This is a genomic window from Butyrivibrio sp. WCE2006 (assembly GCF_000701985.1).
GTDB lineage: Bacteria > Bacillota > Clostridia > Lachnospirales > Lachnospiraceae > Butyrivibrio.
On sequence record NZ_JNKH01000019.1, the window covers coordinates 1 to 22,501 of the forward strand.

Annotated in this window: 21 protein-coding genes and 1 pseudogene; 7 read left to right on the top strand and 15 right to left on the bottom strand. The window is 40.3% G+C overall.

Annotation, left to right across the window (positions count from 1 at the left end; translation table 11 throughout):
- Nucleotides 1-264, top strand: a pseudogene (locus T501_RS21920) (hypothetical protein); the annotation flags it as partial.
- A gap of 200 nt (nt 265-464) precedes the next feature.
- Here the strand turns inward: T501_RS21920 and T501_RS12280 are convergent.
- The 8 genes from T501_RS12280 to T501_RS12310 form a co-directional block, all read right to left on the bottom strand.
- Nucleotides 465-1,043, bottom strand: coding sequence for a TetR/AcrR family transcriptional regulator (locus T501_RS12280; protein ID WP_044915106.1), 579 nt, complete (start codon nt 1,041-1,043; stop codon nt 465-467).
- 118 nt (nt 1,044-1,161) lie between these two features.
- Nucleotides 1,162-2,427, bottom strand: coding sequence for a carboxylesterase family protein (locus T501_RS20325; RefSeq protein ID WP_050008291.1), 1,266 nt, complete (start codon nt 2,425-2,427; stop codon nt 1,162-1,164).
- A gap of 268 nt (nt 2,428-2,695) precedes the next feature.
- Complete coding sequence (locus T501_RS12290) at nt 2,696-3,217, bottom strand: DUF4256 domain-containing protein (protein WP_044915107.1); 522 nt, start codon at nt 3,215-3,217, stop codon at nt 2,696-2,698.
- 27 nt (nt 3,218-3,244) lie between these two features.
- On the bottom strand, nt 3,245-3,721 hold the full coding sequence (locus T501_RS12295) for a GNAT family N-acetyltransferase (protein ID WP_044915144.1): 477 nt from the start codon (nt 3,719-3,721) through the stop codon (nt 3,245-3,247).
- Nucleotides 3,722-3,842: 121 nt separating this feature from the next.
- A complete protein-coding gene (locus T501_RS12300) occupies nt 3,843-5,225 on the bottom strand; it encodes an MATE family efflux transporter (RefSeq protein ID WP_044915108.1) in 1,383 nt (460 codons plus the stop codon).
- Nucleotides 5,222-5,347, bottom strand: a complete 126-nt coding sequence (locus T501_RS22390; RefSeq protein WP_255347433.1) for a hypothetical protein — start codon at nt 5,345-5,347, stop codon at nt 5,222-5,224. The genes T501_RS12300 and T501_RS22390 overlap by 4 nt, the downstream gene beginning before the upstream one ends.
- Nucleotides 5,348-5,500: 153 nt before the next feature.
- Nucleotides 5,501-6,385: a Gfo/Idh/MocA family protein gene (locus T501_RS12305; protein WP_026511789.1), complete on the bottom strand. Its 885-nt coding sequence runs from the start codon at nt 6,383-6,385 to the stop codon at nt 5,501-5,503.
- A gap of 256 nt (nt 6,386-6,641) precedes the next feature.
- Nucleotides 6,642-6,800 (bottom strand): bacteriocin, encoded by a 159-nt coding sequence (locus tag T501_RS12310; RefSeq protein WP_155831546.1) that lies wholly within the window; start codon nt 6,798-6,800, stop codon nt 6,642-6,644.
- A 166-nt stretch (nt 6,801-6,966) separates the two neighbouring features.
- Here T501_RS12310 and T501_RS12315 point away from each other — a divergent pair, with 166 nt between their 5' ends.
- A complete protein-coding gene (locus tag T501_RS12315; RefSeq protein ID WP_044915109.1) occupies nt 6,967-8,091 on the top strand; it encodes a cysteine desulfurase family protein in 1,125 nt (374 codons plus the stop codon).
- Here T501_RS12315 and T501_RS12320 read toward each other — a convergent pair.
- Nucleotides 8,085-8,723 carry a thioredoxin domain-containing protein gene (locus tag T501_RS12320; protein ID WP_044915110.1) on the bottom strand — a complete coding sequence of 213 codons (639 nt, stop codon included), beginning with the start codon at nt 8,721-8,723 and terminating at the stop codon, nt 8,085-8,087. The two genes, T501_RS12315 and T501_RS12320, sit on opposite strands and share 7 nt — an antisense overlap.
- Before the next feature lie 74 nt (nt 8,724-8,797).
- Entirely contained in the window at nt 8,798-12,145 is a 3,348-nt protein-coding gene (locus T501_RS12325; protein WP_050008293.1) for an alpha-L-rhamnosidase, read from the bottom strand.
- A gap of 189 nt (nt 12,146-12,334) precedes the next feature.
- Here T501_RS12325 and T501_RS12330 point away from each other — a divergent pair, with 189 nt between their 5' ends.
- Both T501_RS12330 and T501_RS12335 read left to right on the top strand, forming a co-directional pair.
- A complete protein-coding gene (locus T501_RS12330) occupies nt 12,335-13,360 on the top strand; it encodes a LacI family DNA-binding transcriptional regulator (RefSeq protein WP_044915111.1) in 1,026 nt (341 codons plus the stop codon).
- A 137-nt stretch (nt 13,361-13,497) separates the two neighbouring features.
- Nucleotides 13,498-15,222, top strand: a complete 1,725-nt coding sequence (locus T501_RS12335) for an SPOR domain-containing protein (RefSeq protein WP_044915113.1) — start codon at nt 13,498-13,500, stop codon at nt 15,220-15,222.
- 159 nt (nt 15,223-15,381) lie between these two features.
- Here the strand turns inward: T501_RS12335 and T501_RS12340 are convergent, their stop codons facing one another.
- The 4 genes from T501_RS12340 to T501_RS21335 all read right to left on the bottom strand — a co-directional run bounded on the left by T501_RS12340 (nt 15,382) and on the right by T501_RS21335 (nt 18,884).
- The gene (locus tag T501_RS12340; RefSeq protein ID WP_155994853.1) at nt 15,382-15,636 is read right to left on the bottom strand and encodes a hypothetical protein; all 255 of its coding nucleotides are present in this window, start codon (nt 15,634-15,636) and stop codon (nt 15,382-15,384) included.
- A 122-nt stretch (nt 15,637-15,758) separates the two neighbouring features.
- Complete coding sequence (locus T501_RS12345; protein ID WP_050008294.1) at nt 15,759-17,717, bottom strand: serine hydrolase; 1,959 nt, start codon at nt 17,715-17,717, stop codon at nt 15,759-15,761.
- A 549-nt stretch (nt 17,718-18,266) separates the two neighbouring features.
- Nucleotides 18,267-18,635, bottom strand: a complete 369-nt coding sequence (gene crcB, locus T501_RS12350) for a fluoride efflux transporter CrcB (RefSeq protein ID WP_026511996.1) — start codon at nt 18,633-18,635, stop codon at nt 18,267-18,269.
- A gap of 84 nt (nt 18,636-18,719) precedes the next feature.
- On the bottom strand, nt 18,720-18,884 hold the full coding sequence (locus T501_RS21335; protein WP_155831555.1) for a rubredoxin-like domain-containing protein: 165 nt from the start codon (nt 18,882-18,884) through the stop codon (nt 18,720-18,722).
- Between the two features lie 366 nt (nt 18,885-19,250).
- On the opposite strand from T501_RS21335, the gene T501_RS12355 reads away from it, so the two are divergent.
- The 3 genes from T501_RS12355 (at nt 19,251) to T501_RS21340 (ending at nt 21,136) form a co-directional block, all read left to right on the top strand.
- A complete protein-coding gene (locus T501_RS12355) occupies nt 19,251-19,580 on the top strand; it encodes a PadR family transcriptional regulator (RefSeq protein WP_026511995.1) in 330 nt (109 codons plus the stop codon).
- Nucleotides 19,581-19,619: 39 nt separating this feature from the next.
- Nucleotides 19,620-20,513: a permease prefix domain 1-containing protein gene (locus tag T501_RS12360; protein ID WP_044915117.1), complete on the top strand. Its 894-nt coding sequence runs from the start codon at nt 19,620-19,622 to the stop codon at nt 20,511-20,513.
- 458 nt (nt 20,514-20,971) lie between these two features.
- Nucleotides 20,972-21,136, top strand: a complete 165-nt coding sequence (locus T501_RS21340; RefSeq protein WP_155994854.1) for a hypothetical protein — start codon at nt 20,972-20,974, stop codon at nt 21,134-21,136.
- Between the two features lie 307 nt (nt 21,137-21,443).
- Here the strand turns inward: T501_RS21340 and T501_RS12365 are convergent, their stop codons facing one another.
- Nucleotides 21,444-22,418 carry a phosphatase PAP2 family protein gene (locus T501_RS12365; protein ID WP_242845526.1) on the bottom strand — a complete coding sequence of 325 codons (975 nt, stop codon included), beginning with the start codon at nt 22,416-22,418 and terminating at the stop codon, nt 21,444-21,446.
- Between the last annotated feature and the right edge of the window lie 83 nt (nt 22,419-22,501).

Consider the following 22,501-nt stretch of genomic DNA (forward strand, 5'->3'; position numbering starts at 1 on the left):
TGGGAAAATGCCGTCCCAAAAGCAGAGCTCCATCCTCAAAAATCAGTAGTGTTCCCTCGTATTCCTGCGCATGATAAAATCATGCTAGGAGGAACAGCCATGGCCAGTAAAGAACTAATAGCAAAGCTTAGAGAGAAATACATCCAAAACCCGCCGGAAGGCATGTCGGCGAATGAAATCCGCGAGATGGATGATGAAGACCTTCTCGACATGGATTACTTTATGCATGAAGATGATGAATTCTTTGATGAGGTAGATTGGTAATTCAAAACCAACATACCTCCGCTTTGCGTGGCCCGGTCTTGCCGGGCCTTTTAATTCAAGGTTTCGCCGCCAAGGCGAAATTTCCTATTAAATAAAAAGAACAACACTTTTTGCAAAATGTGTTGATTTCAGGAGTACAGGTCCCGACACGTTTTGTAAAAAGTGTTGATTTGTAAATTCGATATAGTGTTTTTACTGCGTTATGGCTTGATGATACACTTCTGTATGACGCTTATGATCTCATCTTTTGACTCGGTACATCCACCTCGTACCCACTCAGTGACAACTCCGATAATGCCCTTAAGATAAAAGACCATGATAAGTGGCTGTTCTTTTTGGGGAACTCCAAACCTTGTAAGAATGGGGCCGAATATTGTTTTAAACCAGGTTTCATAGGTCTTTTCTGCGCCCATCATCTCGTTCTTTTCATACATCAGATAAAAGAGCTTGCGGTTCGCTTCCACAAAATCCAGATATGGCATCAGATACTTGGGTGTTACAAGAAATAGCTCATCCTCATTTTTTTCATCAATATCAAGTGCTCCAGGCCCCTCAGCACCAAAGCGCCCAAAGAAATCTTTATATACAGCTTCCACCGTTTCATGCAGAAGATCATTTACATTATCATAGTGAAGATAAAAGGTGGATCTGTTAACGCCAGCGGTTTCACATATCTCCTTAACAGAAATAAGTTCAAAATCTTTACTGTCAAGAAGTGTCAGTAACGCTGTATGCATTTTTTCCGCTGACTTAAAATACTTGCTCTCATTCTTGTTCATAGCAAAGCACTCCTAACACCTGTAGACTCATACTAAAATGATATCACAATTTACCTTACTTAATAAAAGCAGCTACAGATTTCTCCATAGCTGCTATAATGTGCCGTATTAAATTCTCTTACTGCTGGAACAACCATTCCATAACTGCTATACAGTTATAGGCGTAGTCGAATGAAGCCATATGGTATGAAGCTCCGCCTCCGGCGCCTCCACCATTTCCACCCATCATTCCTTGAGGCTTCTCGCCGGTCATTTCCATAGCCGGCTTATCTTCACTTACATCTGAAGAAGCGTCTGTAGCAGCCTCGGGATTTGAAAGGCCTCCTTCTTCAGAAGAACTCATCCGCCCGCCGTTTCCTCTTTCGCCAAAGCTGCCATCTCCACCGCCCATAGGTGAATTGCCTGTTCCTGCATCAATTGTTCCTGTTTTCCAGGATATGAAGTATGCTCCTGTAGCTTCTCCACTGAATAATTCTGAGGCAGCTGATGAAAGCTCATCTGCCGACCATGTTCCGTCCCATTGTGCATATGTGTAGGTGACGCCATCTGCGTCATATCTGGCCATAAGGTCCTGCGCTCCGGTCCATGCACTCGTATCATCTTCAGCTGCAAAATAAACGAAGGTCTTCCCCTCCAGATTTGAAAGAAGTTCCGTATCCCACTGACCATCAACAAACATACACGCAGCATATAAATCCGGGTATTCCGATGCAAGTATGAGTGTCGTCATGCATCCCATGGACTGACCTGTTCCATAGATTCTATCAGTATCTACTGCGTACTCATCTGACATGTAATCAATAAATCTCTTGGTGAGCTCAACATATTCTGTTGTACTATATCCATCATGGTCATCAAGAATTGTTTCAGGATATGTTGGTACAGCTACTATGGTCGGATATACTGACTGCCATTCTGATGTTGCCCATACAAGGCCGCCAAGCCCCTGTGTAAGCGAATACTCCGCATCGGTTCCTGCAGTTGTCGAATCACCTATAAACACAACCATGGGGTATTCTGAATTTTCATCATATCCTTCAGGAAGATACAGATTATAAGTTATAGAAAGACCCGTCTCCTCATCAGTATAAGTGAGCTGGTCAAAAAGATCTGTATATGTCTCCACTAGACTCTCTTCATCTTCAGCAAGTGTGTTACTGACAAGTCCCAACTCTAACGTAGAACCGGTATCTGTAGTTGTTTCAGTTTCTGCAGCAGAATCTGAAGCTTCTTCTTTTACCTCTTCAGAAGAAGCACTTTCTTCCTGAGTACTTTCCGATGAATCGGTCTGGATACTGTCTACCTGCTGAGCCTGGCTTCCACAAGCTACTGCAGATACGGTTATCGCACAGGTTGTCAAAATAGTTGCTAATTTCTTGAACATTATAAAAATCCTCCATATATTTGTTCCTGTTCATCATAAAAGTTTTTGGAGTATTTTATATTGCGAGCTACCATTCGCAGTAAGCATATTCACTGGATCAAAACGTGCCCTGTTCTCAACTTACAGTCTCATTATAGACGAGTTAACTTAATCCAACCTAAAGAGCCAATAAATATATTCTAAAATCATTAGTTACTTATTTTCTCTTCAAGCTTCTTGCGCTGTCTTCTTTCATACATTGTATTCAAAAATACCCTCTTTTCCTCGTTTATATAAGTGTATAGCCTCTGAACCCGCGCACGGAATAGTACGAATCCGCCCCGTTATGGAATGTGAAAACCGTTCCGTAACGTCGTTCGCAGAACAATGCACCGCCCTTGTCGCGAATATCATCCGGCGTAATGATCCAACTTGACGTTTTCAAATCAAATTCCCCGAGACTTTGCAGTCGGCGATAGAGTTCCTCCGTCATGATCAAAACGCCGATTTCTTTTGCTTTCCATTCGGCGCTGCCTGACGGCGGGTTTTTAGCACGCCCCTGTAATGCCTTTTCGTCATAGCACAGGCTTCTGCGCCCAGAAGGGGACTCCTTTGCGCAGTCGCAGAAAATTAGCTTTCCCGTCTTTTCGTCATAGCCGATGGTATCCGGTTCTCCTCCGCTCTCCTCCATCCTTCTCAAAACATCCATGGAGCCCGGATGCTCAAGCAAACGTTTCTCCACGTCAAGCCAACTCAGTTCCATATGAAGATTCTTATTATCCTGAAACCTCGCTTTTAATATTTCTAACATGGTTTACCCCTCCAATCCACCGATTTGTCATAGTCTATTAAACTGAAAGTAAGGATGTAAAACAAATACTTGATTGGGATACCCAAACTCCTCAGTCATTTCGCCCTCTTGAAATCCGAATTTTTTATACAAAGCTCTCGGAGCAATTCCTTTTTCATCATTTTCACGAAACGTTGATACCGTGATTTCCCTACTTCTATCCAATTCAGCAAGCGCTTTTCTCAGAAGGATTGAAGCCACCCCTTGCTGCCTGTATTCAGGATCCACAGCAAGACAACAGATCATATTTCTATTACGTGAAAACAGAAGAACTCCCACAATAGTTTCACTGTCTTTGACACATACAGCTTGCAGCTTGTTCATAAACTTCAATACCGTCTGCTTATGTTCTTCTAAATTCTCTTCTGTTTCGAGCCCGGGGAAATTCCAGCTAACCTTTCGAACAAGCTGCATCCACGAATCGATATATGAACTTTCTCCAAATATTGCTTCCATTTCTTTCATCACTATCAAATTATATCCACGATTTCACCGATATACTTGTCATGCGGATCATGTCCTTCGTACATAGCCTTAGCAATATCTTCCGATATTACGCGCATCTTAAAGTAATCTTAATGCTAAATCAATTTATTACACCGTCTGCGGCCAACTTATTGATCGTCAAGCTCCGCAAAGATACAAAATATGTAATTATCAAAATACAATCAGCAAGTGCCCAGGCACAGATTTCCCCAAAATAGATACCATAATATCCTATGATACGAGTTAAGAAAATCGCGCAGGCCACCCTCATTATCAGCTGCGCAAAGCTTGAAAGCATAGGAATTATGCTGTTTCCCATACCCTGCAAGGTTGATCTGACAACATACAAAATGTAGAGAAGCGGGAAAAATACAGCCAGTACCTGCAGATAATTGTATCCATATGAAAATACCTTGGCGTTTGCAGTCCCTGTATCTATGAATAGTTTCATCAAAGGCTGCCCAAAAATGATCATCACCACAGAACATAAAATAGCCGTTATAATACCAAGCAGTACGCTTACTTTTACTCCGCTGCGTACACGTTCATAATCTTTTGCCCCCATATTCTGCGACACATATGCAACTACAGCTAATCCATAAGAAGATGCTGCAATCTCAAGAAGTGCATATATTTTTCCTGCTATGGTATATCCGGTGAGAAAAGAGAGCTCATACTGATTGATCCTATTGATGACGATAAGCCCCCCTATTGCAGTGATCACACTCTGAAGCGCCATTGGAAGGCCAATTGTCATCAGCTCTTTTACCACGGTAAATCCACTCTTTAATCCGGAGCTCTTTGCGGAAGTCGCATCAGCAATGCCCTGCCTGTTTTTATATACGTTATAACCACAGATAAGCATAACCAGGCATTCCGAAAGGATTGTACCGAGAGCCGCTCCTGCTATCCCCATATTCAGGGCGCTTACAAACAATATGTCCAAAACAATGTTGCACAGTGAAGAAACAGTCATCGCCATAAGATGAGTTTTGCTGTTTCCTCTGCTTCTTAAAACCGCAGCAAAAAGCTGATAAAAAATAAGAAAAGGAAGCCCTGCAAATATGACATCAACGTAGGTTTTAGCAAAAGAGAACACCTCATCTTTTGTATCAAGCACTCTTAGTACAAATCCGGAAGTGCCAAGCAGAAGCGCCACAAGAGATATGGTTAGACCGAAACAGATTGCCTTAGCCTTTTTATAGTACTGAGAAAAAGCAGCTTCGTCTTTTTCCCCATACTTATTACCCAATAAAACTGAAAATCCCTGGATTAAGCCTATGGCAAAACCATTCACCAGGAATATATACCAATCAGTTCCGCCTATGGCTGAGAGCCCTTTGGCGCCAATTTTCTGGCCTATAATGATGCTGTCTACAATAATGTAGAGCTGCTGAAAAACATTACCAACTATCAACGAAAAAGCAAAACTTAAAATCAGTGATAATGGTTTCCCCTTAGTCAGATCCCGATCTTCATTCATACGCCTATTCCTCCAAAATAGTAGCTGCATAATTCATCTGATGTAATTCCCCTTGTCATTTCTAAGATGGAATCATCTTCATATGCCATTTCATCATAATCATAGGCATATGTTTCAATCATTTCAAGATCTGCTGATAGGAAATATTAGACATCTATTAGACTTCTATTATCTTTTTATAAAGCGCAAAAAATTCCTTTGCAAATTTGTCTTACTATCATATAGGCTACATCAGGGGCAAAGTCAATATGTTTTATTGCAACATTCCCTTATATTTACATAAGAGAGCGCTCAGCATCTCCTCTCCCTAAGCCTCCAAATACAGTGGAATAATAGCCGGGAGTAAGTGCTGTCATCTCAAAACGTGATTCCACCTCATAGATTTTCCCGGATGCTGCGGCGATATCAATTCCCACCAATATCTCCATACAATGAAGACCATACTCCTTACTGCATCTGTTAACTCTTCCTGCACGGATCGAGTAAGCAAGTTCTGCCACACCGACACCTCTGCTTCCGTAATGGTCAAAGGGCATAGGATCGGACATTTTGTTTGTGCCGTTATAACCGTGGCTAAACGGAAGTGTTACCCAGTCGTTCTCCGGCAAAAGAATTTCTGTCTGTCCGCTAAATGTATCCGGATTTCCGACCTTCATAATTCCGTTTGTTCCAAACAGCATTATGAGATTCTGTTCGGAATTAATGGTGTTACCGTTGATGTGAAGGCTTACCAGCGCACCACTCTCAAATTTCAATGTTGCAGCTACAATATTACTTCCGGGTATCTGCCAGCTGTCCTTTGATTCATCAGTAAACAAAAGCTCCCTGTTATGCACTGGTGCAGGAGCAGTGAATCCACTGACTTCCTTCACCGGTCCAAGAAGGGATACCAAGGTAGCTATGTAATATATCCCCACGTCATAGGATAGTGCCCCGCCATCTTCCTGAAGGAATCTGAAAAGTTCAGAATTAAGGTTCTGGTTTCGATTGATCGATACCACACCGCCTGTCACTTCACCTATCATCCCACGTTCCAAAGCTAGTTTGGCGGTCTGTGTCCCGGCACCCAAAACAGTATCGGGAGCCACCCCAATATACAGATTTTTCTCATTGGCGATTCTGACAAGCTCTCTTGCTTTGTCTATATCTGTAGTAAACATTTTTTCTGTATATACATGTTTGAAAGATGCTCCGCCGGATCAAGTTCGTTTTTTACAAAATAATACCGGAGACCATAAAGTCCCCGGCATTAGCATAAGTTATTCGCCAACCGAAAGGGCAGCAACCAGTCTGATTGCTCCCTTATAAATCTAAATTATCATAGAATACCCATATTTAGAAAAAATGTCAAACTCTCCTATAAGGATTTCCTATAGTACCGCCTGGCCTCTTTACTTCTCGCTGATACATTATAAGTCATGGTTTCTTTTTTTTCTCGCATTTATTTCCAACCAAAACTTGTCCGGCCGGACAAGTTTTTTTAACCCCACCAGCAACTTTTTCCAACTGTTTATCCGTCAATTCTTCAATATTTCTTACAACTTCATTTATATCTTTCTTTTTATTATCAGCCATATCAGTGACCCTTGTTACTAAAGCCTTATCTAAGCCCCGCTTAAGTAACAATTATTCCTTTCCATCTAAATCATTGTTTATTGCTTAGAAGTATACTATATTAATTGTATAATATTATTTAAAAGGAGCCATTAAACCTTTATTATATTTTCATAAATATTGACATATGATATATCTTGATAATGCAGCAACAACAAAAGTTAATCCGGAAGTTCTGGAGGCTATGCTTCCCTATTTTAGTCAGCAGTTTGCAAATCCTTCTGCCGCACACCATTTCGGTCTTGAAGCAAAAAAAGCTGTTGAAAAAGCCAGGGAGTTTTGTGCTGAATTAATTGGAGCAGATCCTTCTGAGATAGTTTTTACATCAGGCGGTACAGAAAGTGACAACACCGCTATTTTTTCAGTGCCTGAGAATCGGCACATCATTACTTCTTTGGCAGAACATCATGCTGTTTTAAATCCATGTAAAAAAATAGAAGAACTTGGGCGCAGTGTCACTTTTCTCTCACCGAGTGAAAATGGCGATATTTCTGCTTCTTCCATTGAAAGCGCTCTAAAAGAGGAAACGGCTCTGGTTTCCGTCATGACTGCCAATAACGAGATAGGAACCATAACCGACATTAAAGCCATTGGCGCTCTGTGCAGATCCAGGAAAATACTTTTTCACACTGATGCAGTGCAGGCTTTTGGGCATATCCCTATAGATGTAAATGACATGAATATCGATCTTTTATCAGCCAGCGGTCACAAGCTTGGCGCTCCTAAAGGAGTTGGTCTCCTCTATATAAGGAAAGGCGTTCGGATTTCACCTTACCTTTATGGAGGCGGGCAGGAACAGGGGCTAAGATCCGGTACTCTTAATGTCCCTTCGATCATTGGTCTTGGTGAAGCGGCAAGGCTTAGCAGGATTCACCTGTCAGAGAGATCCAGAAAAGAAACGGATTTAAGAGACTACCTGATTTCAAGGGTTCTTTCCGAAATTCCCGGAGCAAAATTGAACGGAAGCAGCGTTGGCAGGCTCCCTGGCAATGCGCATTTTTCAATTCCACAGGTGAATGGCACAGAAATCATGGAACTATTATCCGGTAATGAAATATTTATTTCCACCGGCTCAGCCTGCTCCTCATCCAACTCACGGCCAAGTCATGTTCTCACGGCCATCGGCATGTCTGCAGCCGACGCCCGCTCTTCTATCCGTGTTACACTAAGCTATGAGAATACAAAAGAAGAAATAGATATTTTTATTCAGAAATTAAAAGAATACGTTGAAGCATTAAGAAATCTTCAATGAGAAGAGATTTCTTTTATCTCTTTAATCTCGTTGAAGATTTCTTCTTCCATTTCAGGAAGTTTCTCAAGTATTCTCCTTCTGGCCTCAGTGTCTCCACCCTCTTTTTCCATAGATGCCCTAAGTCTTTCGGTAAAATGCTTTGTGTTATCACTGATGCACTTTTTAAGGTCCTCGTCAGTCTCTGACACTATACAGGGTCGGACTATCTTAAGCCTGGCGGCATATGTCAGACTATCTTCGTCAGATTCCTTTGATCGAAACAGGATTTCTGCTACTACCATCTCCTGATACTCTCTTTTTTCCTTGCCCTCAAGCATCGCATTGTTAAATTCATCATCGGAGAGGCAGATTCCGCACTCATCTGTGAGAAAAGAGAACAAATCATCACTGTTTTCTGTAGGACAAATCCCCTTAGCAATCTCGCCATTAAGAATCAGTACCCAGTATGGTGTCCCATCACCGCCAAATTCATAAAGAAGTTCGTGAGACTCATCGCAGGAAAATTTGATAATCTCAATATCTTTTTTCTCCAGAATACCAGTCAGCGGTTCCACTTCCAAACACATGGAGCAGCCTTCCTGGTAAAAACATATAAGTGCCTTGGTTTTGTTTAGAATAATGTCTTTTGTCATATTTTTTCCTTCTTAATATAATTTCACTCCGGACTGATATGCAACCACCCCTGCCACATTTCCTCTAAAGTTATTCATGTCAGAGTAAACTCATGATGTCCGCTTCCTACCTTAGTAGCCTTATCCTCAAGACAAATCGTTGCAGAAGCGCCTGCAGGAACCTCCAGTAAATAGGTGTATTTTCCTGTCTCTCTATCATGCTTCCACTCTGCTTTTATTACTCCATAAGGCGATGTAAAATGGCCCTTCACATACTCATACGCTGTATTTATGCAAGGCTTTACATAAAAATGTCTGTAACCCGGCATATCCTCATCCCTCTGAATTCCAAGTACATACATGTAAAACCACTCTAAAACCGCACCGAGAGAGTAATGGTTAAAGGAATTCATGCTATTGTGACCACCAAAACCATTCTCTATAGTGAAGGAATCCCATCTCTCCCAAATGCTTGTGGCACCCTGAGTTACAGGATATAGCCATGAAGGGCAGGCTGTCTGAGTCATTAGCTTAAATGCATCATCCTCATGTCCTGTCATAGTGAGCATCGGGTTAAGCGGCGCTGTTCCAAAAAATCCTGTCTTCACAAGATGTCCTGTCTCTCTGGTCTTCTCGCTTAATCTGTCTCCCACCTTTTGTACAAATTCATCCTTTACCATTTTAAAAGCAAGTGGTAATGCGTAGGAGCACTGAGTGTGATCTGCAGTTTTTCCGGTTTTGTAATCAAAATACTTATCATTAAACGATGTTTTTAACTCATCGTATAAGCTGCCGTAGGCATCAGCATATTTATCATCACCTATAGCTCTTGCCATTTTTGACATCACATAGGCGTTATATCCATAAAAAGCATGACATATAAGTCCAAGATCCGTCTCCTCAGGTGCAAGCCAGTCTCCAAGTGTAAATCCGCCTGCCAGATTACCTTCCGCCCACATCTTTTCAGAATAATTCATGAAAAGTTTCATGGCTTCAATATTATCCCGGATAACCTGGATGTCACCATACTGCTGGAAAAGCTCATAGGTCACATGTAGCGCAGAGCTCTCATAGGTATAACCACCAAAGCCGCCGCCAACAGGCGCAATATCAGGATATTTTCCATTTTCTTCCTGAAGATCTCTCATTGCCATAAGCCAGTTTTCATAGAACATTCTGGTGTCGGCATTAAAGGTTGCTGTTCTTGCAAAAATTGAAGTATCACCATCCCAGCCCATTCTCTCGTTTCTTTGAGGACAGTCAGTGGGAATTCCAATAAAATTCGACTGCTGTGATCTTCTGACATTATCAATGAATTTATTTGTAAGCTCGTCTGAGGTTTCAAGCGATGAGCTCATATCATATGCCGATGAGAGCACCAACATCTTAACCTCTGATAGCTCAGGCTTTTTGGTAACCCCACTAATCTCAATATATCTGTAGCCTCTGAATGTAAATTTAGGTGTGTAGTCCTCTCCGCCTTCATCCCCTGCAAATGTGTAAAGGTCTGTGCAGTCTGCATCTCTTAGGTTTTCAACCATTAGGGTTCCTGTTTTTCCTGCAAATTCTGCTATGTCAGGATAAAGAAGCTCTGCATATCGAAGAGTTGCAACCTGTCCCTTCTCTCCATAGAGATGAAGTCTTGGAACACCGGCCACATTTACACCCATATCATAGATGTAAATACCTTTTTCTATCTCAGTTACTGACTTGGCAGTAAGCTCATAGGAAACTCTGATTCCATCCCCAATCTGTCCGATAAATGAGGGTTCTGTAAGGTTTACCTCAGGCCACTGCATAGGTCCCTTAGACATTGTTTCCGATTTTCTTATCTGTATTACAGGAATTACATCGGGCTTCATCCATTTAGAATCGTCATATTCAGGCGTATCAAAGCCCTTTATTCCCGGATATTTGTTTGCATCATAATGTTCACCGTGGAAAAATCCGGCGTAGGTCCATGGTCCTTCATCATAATATTTCCAGTCAGAAGTATTGGTCTCATAATTCTGAACACTTCCGTCTTCATACTCCAACTCTATCCTTCCAAGAAAGGATTCACGATCTCCGTAATAGTTATAATTACCAAGCACGAATGTCTGCGCATCGCTCCACCAGCCTGATGCAAGAATTACACCAATAGCATTCTCACCTTCAGAAAGCATATCTGTAATATCATAGGTCTGATACATCATATGTCTGTCATACTGAGTCTGTCCGGGATTAAACCAAGTGTCCGTAACGGGCTTTCCATTTACGCTGCACTCATATATTCCCCTTGCAGTAGCATAAAGCCTCGCCTTTGCAAGTTTTTTTGATTCCACCCTAAATATACTTCTTAGCATAGGAATCGACGTATGGCTGGGATTTTTCGTTATAACAGCATCGCTGTCCTTTGTGCTTAAAAGAATAGACGAAGAATCATTTGATGCCTGCATAGGATTTATGTGATAGGTTTTCGTATCAAGATAAACTATGCCATAGGGCTTCCTCAGATTTCTGACTTCAATCCTGTTTACAGTAACCCCCTGTCCTTTAGGGACAAAAAATCCTATATCGTTAAGTCTCGGATATGTATTTACATCATTATCGCCCAGAGGATTCAATACTCTTGGAGCTTCCATTTCTCCAAAAAACGTTTTTGTTACAGTGACATCAACTCTTTTCTCATCAATTAGCGCATACGCACTGTTCCCCATAACCTGAATATCTATAACATGTTCGTCATACAAATTGTCCTTAGAAATAATAGGATTTTTATCCTTGTCATCATAGTCACAGATATTAACTTCAGCATAAGGAACATCTTCTCTGTCTTCAGGAGCTATTCCAACTCTGTATATCTTCAGCTTATAGGGTTCTTCTGAACAATCAATCTCATATTTAAAATAGTTATCTCTGTCCTTTATTCTCTTATCGCCTCGTCCGAAAATCACACCGAAGCGGTTACTTTCATCATCAAATTTAAATCTGACCTTTAATCCAAATACACCTCTCACATCAGAACTCAGGTTGTATTTTGATGGTCCAATCCATTTTGCACCTCCGAAGCTCTCAGGAGATTCATCCATAAAACCTGTTTCAAAAAAGTTCTTACCACTTTCTGCAGTCTGACCATGATTATCAGCTGTTTTCACAGTCCAGTAATACGTTGTTCCTGCCTTAAGCTTAATTCCTTCATAAACTACTTCACTCATTCCGGAATCTTCTACTTCCCCTGAATCCCAGATTACTGTACCATCTGTTCTTGTTACTTCCAGTCTGTAATTTTTTTGCAGGGTATTATCCTTATCGCTCTCAATTTTCCAGGAAAATCTTGGCTTTTTGGAATCTATTCCCAACGGATTTGTTCTGTATTCTGTTTTGCAATCAATAATTTTCAATCCCATAAAGCTTGCTCCCTCTCCTTTTGTACTTCCACTTATTGCTTTTTTGTAACTCATGACTTCTTGCGAACTGTTTCCACTTTTCTCCCAAGAAATCAAATATTTCTAAATCAACTGACAGTTATATTTTATAATCCCCTTTACTAAATTTGTATTGCTAAAACCTCTGGAATTTACTAAATTTAACTAAATTTTCGGTGGACTTAAGATATTATGTGTGATAAAAAATTGTAGGAGGATAAAATAATGACATCTAAAGAACTTGCAAAACTCTTAGGCTTATCAGAAACAGCTGTTTCTTTTGCTCTGAATGACAAACCGGGCGTCAGTGAAAAAACCAGAAGTATGGTTAAGAAGGCTGCTATTGAACATGGAATGACCCCTGGTGGAAGTAAAAAACACAAGGGTGACGGAATCATCCATATAGTACAATATATTTCATTTACTGGTACTACAGGAAATGACTTTTTCAGAGATACAATAGACGGAATCGAATTCACCGCCAGTGAACTGGGAATTCGCACTGTTGTTCATTATGTTACAGGTTATGAGAATCTGGAAAGGGAATTAAAAGAACTAGAGACCTGTCATGCCTCCGGGATGCTTATTCTGGGTTTCATAATTGAAGAGAGGGAAATGTCTCTAATGTCATTCTGTTCATTCCCCATATGCGTAATAGAAGCCCATTTTACAAGCAGTAAGATTGACTTTATTGAGATAAACAACAGAGATGCAGGCTTTATGGCCACAAACTATCTTATAAAAAAAAGAGCCTGCCAGCCGGGATGTATCCGTTCTACCACCAGAACCTATGACTTTGACCAGCGCACTGAAGGTTTCTACGATGCCTTAAAATACAATATGATGACAAAATCAAAGTCGATAATGCATGAAATAACCGCCTCCACAATCGAAGATGCAGAGACGGAAATGCTTGAAATAATTGATAGAAAAGAGGAGCTTGCTCCAAGTTATTTTGCAGAAAACGACATTTTGGCCATTGGAGCCATGCGAGCTTTCCAGAAGCGCGGATACAGAGTTCCAGAGGATATCTCCATTATCGGCTTTGATGATATAACAGTTTCAAGCTATGTTGAACCGCCTCTCACAACGATTCATATTCCGAGAAACTATATCGGACGCATTGCCACAGAGCGCCTCTACGCCCGCATGACCCAGCACGACCATATGTCAATTAACATTCATATCAATGGTTATTTAGTTAAACGAGGTTCTGTGGCTCCGTTAAGCTCGAAGAATGTTCCTCAGTGACAAAGTGAGTGAAGCATCCGTCCTCAGTCTGCCAGTCGCAGAGATCATTTTCATATTTCATTGCAAATGGTGCATAGTTTACCATATATCTGCTATAATCGAAGAGGAGTTTACAGTGTTTTCAAGCAGGGGGTCAAATGAAGAAAAATGCAGTATTACTGGTTCTTATGGTGACACTTATGATCACATCCGGTTGCTCTAAGGCTGCCGCTGATGCAGGGACTAAGAGTAGTTTTGAAACGCCTTCAAAGGTACTGGAGGATACTTCGGAGCTGGAGCCTTTGGCTGATAAACCACAGGAAGTTTCGCCTGATGATGTGACTTTGACTGAAGATGTTCAGGCTGATGATAATGGCTTTGTGCTTGGAAAAAATGGTGAATCCGCTTCTACAGCACCGGTGGATGCAAAGCTGTCGCTTTCTAAGCGCCTTTGCGGAAAATATAGCTGTAAAAGCAGCGAAGGCGAATATTATATTCTTGATATCTATGAGTTTGCTGACAATCTCTATGCCCATGTGGGAATTTCCGAAGATGATGAGGATTCTGATTATCTTGGCGCATATACTTTCTGGGGCGCTGAGCTTATTCCTGATGATAAAGATGTAGCCAAAAACCAGAATGATAATGTTTTTGTCTGCAATATATTGGCCTTTTCCATAATGTCCAATATGGGCAAATATCAAAGTGCGCCCGAGCCTTGCAAATTGGTGATTGCTGATAATGGCATAGATTTTACAGGTGCATTTTTCTCCGGAAAAGAGGAAACATGTCATTTTGATCATGATGATAGGGTGGAGGATGCTTTTCCTTATATGTTCAGTGATGAAGCAGGTACAGGAAATCCATCAGAAAAAATGATAGGAATCTGGCGCGAAAAAGGCTCCGATAGTCCTCTTTATGTTGAATACGGTGAGAAAGGAATGTTCAAGATTTACAGAAAGACTCCCGGCGTTGAGGTTTTCTTTGCAGGTGGTGAATATCACTTTATTGATGGGGATAAGCTCTGCGGAACATACAGTATTCTTGGCAGCGGCAGTATGCCCATGGAATATGAAGCGCAGTTTGATATGAAGGATGATGATACCATAGAGCTTGATTTTATATACGATAATTCCTTGTTAAAAGACGGTAAAAGTCACATGGTTCTTGAGAAAATAGATGCGGATGATGTGCCTTTTGTGACAATGGATATGGTCAGAGAGGTGCTGACTGACGATTATAATTATGATGCTTATACTTTACCAAGTGACCATTATGATGATGGCTTTTATGGCGTGTGGATTGGCGCATATAAGAATCTGGAGGACGCCCAGAAGCTGGCTCAGCAAATAGAAGATCAGGGAGCTATAGCATCGGTTGTCTTTTCACCTGAGTGGGAAAATCTGAACTCACAGCCGTTTTACTGTGTGACCTACGACAGATTTGAGACGGAGTCATCTGCAGAAGGTGCTCTTACTAATGCTAAGACCTCCGGTTATGACAACGCATACATCAAGTTTTCCGGAAAAAGAGTGATGCATCGCATTTATTACACGGTGTATTCCCATGATGTTATGCTTTTTTCAAAGGATCAAGTTGTTTTAAGCGGCGTCAGCACCACTTCATTGATGGGTGATGATGAAAAAAAGATGACTCTTATCATCGATAAAGATACAACCTTTGATTCTTCCTGCGATATGAGTTTTTTTGGAAATTATGAAAAAGGCCAGTCAGTGCTTGAGTGGTTCCTTAAAAATGACGAGCTGACAAAGTCTGATCCTGACAGCTATTCCAGCGGCGGCCCGGCACTTTTAGGTATTTTTGATGTGGCGATAACAGGTGATCATGTAGACAGATTTTACGGAAGTTATTGGTGGGACTAATTCCTTCTTATAAGAGTTATTCTAATTATATTTCCGCAATACTTCTACACAGAAAACAAGGGGCTTTGCTTTAGATCTAATCATCTAAAGCGATAGCCCCTTTCTTATACTGCTCTGTTGTTTTCACGATTATTCTTTATTTAACTCTCTCTGTTCAGGTTATTTCACCACTTCCCACATCTGGCCCATGTTTTGAAATCCATCCTGTGGCATGCATCCTTTACAGGTATGTCCTTCGTCCTTCTGTCCTGAAGAACAACCACTGCATCCGGAGCATCCTTTCGGTGAAAATACCACTCTCTTTATGATTCCCATATTTTCCAGATATTCCATCTGTCTGGTAACATCCATGACACTAGTATGAAGTTCCATCGCCAAAAGCTCTGTTGTTCTGGCGTGGCCATCCTTTAACAATTAATCTACTACTGCAAATCGTTAAATTAGCATATGCGGCAGAACTCTCAAACATAAATCTATTCCTTGAAGTTTTTATCTTAAATGTTCATCATTTTTCAAAAAAACATAACGCCATAACACTATTCATTTACTTGATGTATTGCTCTAAGGCTCTTCATCAGTGGATGATTTTTGCTCAAATCCTCGCCACTATCCTCTGCTGCTTTTTCGATCAGCTTCTGTTCTTCCTTTTCCATATCAGATGAAAGGGATCTTAAAGCTCTTTCCGAATCCGGCATATTACCACTTCCCATATAGAATATCTGCGGAACAAATCCCAATGTAGATGCAGTGTAGTATTTTCCGCAGAACTGATTGGCATTTTCGATGCAGGTTGGTTCCCATATGGGAGTATTTATGGAATTAGTGAGATAAACCAGAACCAGATTGTTTTCAAAATCTATCATTGTCAGTGTCCCTGTCCAGCCCTGGTGGCCAACTGTGCTATCCGGAGACTGTGTTCCAAAATACCACTCTCTCATGCCATCCGCTTCTCTCCACCAACCTATTCCATAGTTGGGATTGTTACCTGCCTGAGGTGCAATAAAGAGCTCTCTAGTATTATTTGAGAAAAAAGCATTATTGCCATATCCGCCTGTGAGCATTACAGATGCAAGTTTTGCAAGATCGGTTGCATTAGCAAATAGTCCTGCGTGGCCCGACATTCCTTCCATGGTATAATAACATTCCTCATCATGAACTTCTCCCTGAATAGTCTCTGTGCGGACTCCGGGAAAATCTATGATGCCCTCTCTGGTATTTCCACTCAGTTCCGTTGCTGCGCAGTCGTCTTTTCCAAATCCGTTCTCCAACGGGCAATATGTAATGTGTTCAAGCCCCATCGGTTTCCAAAAAGTTTCTTTAAGAAAGGTATTAAGATCTGTCCCTGAAATCTTTTCCACAATCAATCCCAGAATCATATAATCGATATCAGAATATCTGGTTACTGTCCCAGGTTCTGTCATAAGCGGTGTGCGACAAATTCCCTCTCTGAAAGTCTTTTCCTTATCCGCATCCTTAACATATAGAATGTTATCAACATCAAATGTCAGTTTCTGATTTACAGTGTCATACTTATCATTATGATAATGGCCGCTATCCGGGAAGCCTGCTCTGTGCATCAAAAGATCTTTTATCGTTATTCTCGATTTCCATTCCTTTATAGTATCAAGCCCCGGATAGTTTCCATCAAAGCTTGCAAACGGCACTTCCAGTGTTTCTGATACAAATTCATCACCCAAAATATCCGTTACTTTTGTATTAATAGAGATTTTTTCCTTGTCAATAAGGTACTGAATAGCGTATGCTGCTGAATACATTTTTGTATTAGATGCAAGATCATACATGGTATCGTTTGTTACGGGTATACCTTTTGTAATCCTCTCTCCGTTTTTTTCATATGAGTTTAAAAGCCCCCATGAGTTCTGGTATACACACCGTCCATCCTTGACAATTGCCAGCTGTGCACTGGAAAAACCGTTTTCGACATCTGCACTTATGATTTTATCGATTAGCTCTAACGGTTTCTCATCAATATTCACATCCTTCGGTGTTCCTTCAATTACTGTAGGATATGGTATTTTTACTGTGATTTTGCTTTCGGGATTTAAAGTCTCTATATTAGAAATCTGAATTGTATTGTTTCCATTAAGACTAATATCTGATATATCCAATACGTAATTGCCACCGGCAATGCCTGCAGTTTCAATTTCATGATTATTTATAAAAAGATCGAAGTCCTGAATATCCTCCGATATTTCAAAGAAGACCTCACCCTGACCTGAATAGCCATTAAAACTGAACATGCTATTCATGGCAAGTGTACTATCAATATATCCCGCCTTATCCGGGAATGATTCTTCAACCTGAAAATCTCCACTTGGAAAACCGTCGATTTTCACAAGGCATCCTTTTGTTTTGCTTACAGTAGCATTCACCATGGCATTAGCCAGATTATGCATGGTCAGTTCCTTTACTCCGCAGGAACTGCAAAACAAAAATAATGTTGTTACATACGTTAGAACCATTAACTTTTTCATCTATCTTTCCTCCAAGCACTAGAATAATAGATACTGTCCAACATATGTCCAACACTCATTCCACATAAGCAGCCCATACCCTCTATGTCTTGCCGAACTATGCATAACTATGCTCCTTAACCTGTTTTTTTTCGTCCCAATAAGTACAATAGGTTCGCCGAAAAACAAAGCTACAGTAACTGCTAATAAGTCTAAGCTCAAGGTATCTAAATTAAAGAAGAAATCTCAGAAAGTAACCATAAAAGTTGCCGGTTCTAATGGGAAATTGAAGATAAAGAACACCTCTTCCAGGAAGCTTAGAAAATATACTGAAGAAAAAGATCACTCTCACATTTAAAAAGGGTGCTCCAAAAGGAACCTATAAATCCAAGGTAAATATCGGTGCCTCCAAAAAAATGAAGAAATCATCTCAGATAATAGAGATTGTAGTTGAGTAAGAGTTTTTGCTAATCTAACTAGGGCATCTATACAGACTTCGCTAATCACCGGGAATCAGTGTAGCTGTTTATATATTTCTCGACTATATTATTTAGATAAAATATGAAACAGCTACACTAATACTACTGTTGCCAACTTCTTTCCTAAATAGATACCAAAAATACAACAACAAACGCTCAGAGCGACATATACTCCTCCAAGAGCATATGTTTTGTTTTCGAACAACTGATATGATTCAAGTGAAAAGGTTGAGAACGTAGTGAATCCTCCACACACTCCGGTCTTCCAAAAAAGAACCGTATTAGGAGATACGTTTCCTTTTCTATCAGTTATTCCAACTATAAATCCTATAAGGATAGCTCCTATTATATTTGTTATAAGCGTGAGAACAGGAAAACCTGCTCTCACTGGTATTAGGCTTATAGCATATCTCGCTACTGCTCCCAGCGCACCACCAAGCGCCACAAATAAAAAACTCATTTTATTTTATCCTCTGTCATTCTAACGAAATTTTGAGATGAAACCTGCTTTTGCATTTGTATATGCATCCCGGTTTCAACCATATTATGAAGTTTTATTTTCATCCCCGCTTTTTGGTTCTCCTTCTACAAGTTCAAAGCGGTCATCCGGTTGTTTGCATCTTGGACAGACATCAATATCCCTTATGCTTTTCCCTTCTTTTTCCTCATCAAATATGTATCCGCATACTCTACATCTGTAAACTGCCATAACTATCCCCTCCTTAAGCAGTTGAAAAACTAATCCGTGACAATTTCACAAAATTTTGCATATGTACATTTTAATAGTATCATACGAAGCAGCCAAGGCAGAAGGAATATTAACGTTCCAATAAGAATAATGGCAATCACTGAGGCATCATCAAGATTTTCAGATGAAGCAGATAAAATCATTTACTAATAATTGGGTTAATTATGAGTGAGACAGCACACTGGGCTACTGTCATCAAATAAGTCGAGTTTATTACTTGCCTAAAGCCAGTTTTTATGTTGACATACTACGACAGCAGTAGTATATTTACTATGACAGTCGTAGTAACGATTATCGTAGTATAAAATATAAACGCGGGTGATTTTTATGCAGCAGATCAGCAGTGATGTGATCCGGGGTTATAACGACACCATTATCCTCTTTCTCCTAAGAAAAGAGCCTTCTTATGGATATGAGATATCCAAAAACATCAGGGCTATGTCCGAGGATAAATATCTGATAAAAGAAACAACTCTTTATTCGGCGTTTACCAGGCTTGAGAAGAACGGATTTATTATCTCCTTCAGTCGGGAGGCTGACAATGGGAAGAGACGCACTTACTATCAGATAACTGACTCCGGACAAAAGTATTATCAGGAGAAGTGTGAAGAGTGGCAGTTGACCAAGGATGTTATTGAGCGATTTATATCGCAGTAAATAGAGGGATTTTTATTAGAACAGGGGAGCCAATAGACTATGGAGACAATAAGAAAATATCTTGAGACAATGTTCATGAGCCTGCCGGACACTGACGCAGCAAGGCGTGCAAAAGAAGAAATCATGTCTATGACAGAGGATAAGTATAATGAGCTTATAGAAAGCGGAATGTCAGAAAATGAGGCCGTTGGGAAGATCATCACAGAGTTTGGAACTATCGATGATCTAAAGGACTCCTTGGGAGCCATAGAAAAGGGAACAGTACGAAGACCTGATGAATCATTTAAGCCTAATGAAACTTTTACTCATGGAGTACAGGGGATTCCGAATCCACCTGTGGAAGTTAAACAGGTGACATATAGAGGGGGGAAATCACAGAACCGTGAACTCCGCCTGATATCTGTAGATGAAGCAAATGCTTTTTTGGATGACTGCACCTTTAGCAGATTCCTTTTAGGCCTTGGTGTTGCCTGCTGTATTATTGCTCCTACAGGCCCCATTATGGGAAGCGCCATAAGCGAAAATTTTTACGGATTTTTGGGTGACTTTTTCAGTGCTCTTGGTGTAGTATTCCTATTTATTGCTGTGGCATTGGGAGTTGGACTTATCATTCTTTCTTCTGCCAAGAACAAGGAATGGAGCTTTCTTAGGAGAGGCGTTTCAATCCTTGACTCTGTTGCAGAGGAATACATCAGAAATGAGAAAGCTGATAACATAAGCAGCAAATCAACCATGCTGGCAATGGGAATAGTGCTCTGTGTTTGCAGCGTTATCCCTGTTATTTTCTTTGGAATATTCTCTATCTTCCCGTTCCTTTCTGAAGGCGTTGGACCTGCACTGATATTTGTTATTACCGGAGCCGGTGTGTTCTTTATCATTAATTCCTCCAGAATAACAGATGCCTGCGACAGACTGTTGGGATTAAATGCATAGATTTCCGCTTTTGCCCACAAAAAGTCATGACTTCTTGAACGCAATAAGGAAAATGCGATTCCCGAATTTCTGATGAAATTAAGGAATCTATAAGTAATGAGATTTGTCTGAGTAATTCTTAAAACAAATTCAGATGGTTTTCCATTTGATTTTGAGACACAATATGTGATCATACTATTCTGACCATATACACGCAACCTAATACATACAGCCCTATGAAATTTTTCGCTAACAATTAGCCAATTTATGTAGAAAAATAAGTCAACACCATACTAAACCTTGTGTTCTGAATAAAATTTTCAACAAACTCCACGTAAAAAGTATTTAAAAAACATTCAAATTTGCCCTAAAGTAAATTTACCCTCTCAACGATATAGTAATCGGACGCGCAAAAAGAACATTCAAATGGCCAAAGAAAATGAAAAAAAAATAAGATGATTAAATGGAGGTTTTCTCTTATGTATATGTACGAATTATTTCTTTCAAATGATGTAAATGGCAAAAAAGTTCACTTTATCCAGACTAACCACAAAGTAGACAACCTGGAAAAATGGCTCAAAAAGCTCGTAAAAGATAATACAATTACTGAAGATATTGCAAACGCAGTAACTTTTGTCTGGTAAAAAGTTATATATTTCATAAAAATATGGGGCTATCGGCGGATGATGATGTAAATAACCATCCGCCGATAACCCCATATTCAATGGAATTTCTAATATCTATTTCACTAGTACATTTATGATCGTTTCGCTTTATTCTGCTCGCTTATCACTTTAGCATCTTCGCTAAGTAGTTTTTTAACCTTTTCTGTCTGCATCATCCTGATCGCCTCAATTGCACATCTGTAGATCATCTTCAGCTCGCGGCCATCAGGATCATCTGAATTGCATTTTTGTTCTACAGATTCAAAATATTTTTAGCATTTAGTAATTATGCATATTTTTCAGACTGATCTTTAAGTACCTTATAATTGCATACCTTCTGTATCACCATTGGCCAGATAGCCACAACAAAAAACCATAAGATGCAGCGGGATATGAAGTGTCCCCAATGTCCACCAAGCGCTGCAACGATTGTTGCCGGTGCAAAGTATTCTTTCCAGGTGAAAGCAATCATAAATCCTACAAACGACAGAATCGGAAGATCTTTTGCTCCAACAGGAATCTCATACTTGATATAGTGGCGCTCAACATAGCTTCCAATTAAGAGTCCGATAAATGCACCACACGCCTTAAAGCTATCATTCATCATCTTTCCGGGATCTACGAGGAGTGCTCCGTCTACATAATCCATGGGATAAGGTTTCTGAGTAATATATATCAGGGATAATATTACAGCGATAACTCCAACAACTGACAAGATATCGAGTGTTTTTTCATTACCATCTATTCTCTTCTGAACAGCTCCTACTATGCAGATTATTATCACAGCTTCTGTAAAACCTACAATAACATCCTGCGGAGTATGTACACCAAGAAAATTTCTTGAAAATCCGGTCAGAGCTATCAGTACTGCACAGATTACAGCGAGCCATGTCCGCTTATTTCTCTGCCAGGCAAATGTTGTACCATAGGTACACGTCGCGCTCATAGTATGTCCACTAGGGAACGAATATCCGGTTGCTGCTACTTTTGAATCACCCGCAGGCTCAATCAGATCTGATCTTATCCAGGGACGGTAGGCACAAACCGTCAGTTTGATCACTCCATTTATCAGTTCTCCTACTCCTAAAGTCATAAGAGCACGGTAACCCCATTTCCTATCCACTGCCCAGAAAATGAAAAATGGCAGAAAAGGCATAATATCTACCGCTACTTTTGAAATGCTATTAAAAAACTCATCAAAAAGTCCGCCTGTTGCATTTCTAATTTCCTGGAGCCATAACAAATATTGAATATCAATCATTTTTCTTTCCCCTCTTTCGTTATTTGCTGTTCGTGAAACTTGCTTTAGCTAAACAAATTATCAGTTTTTTCTACAAAACGATT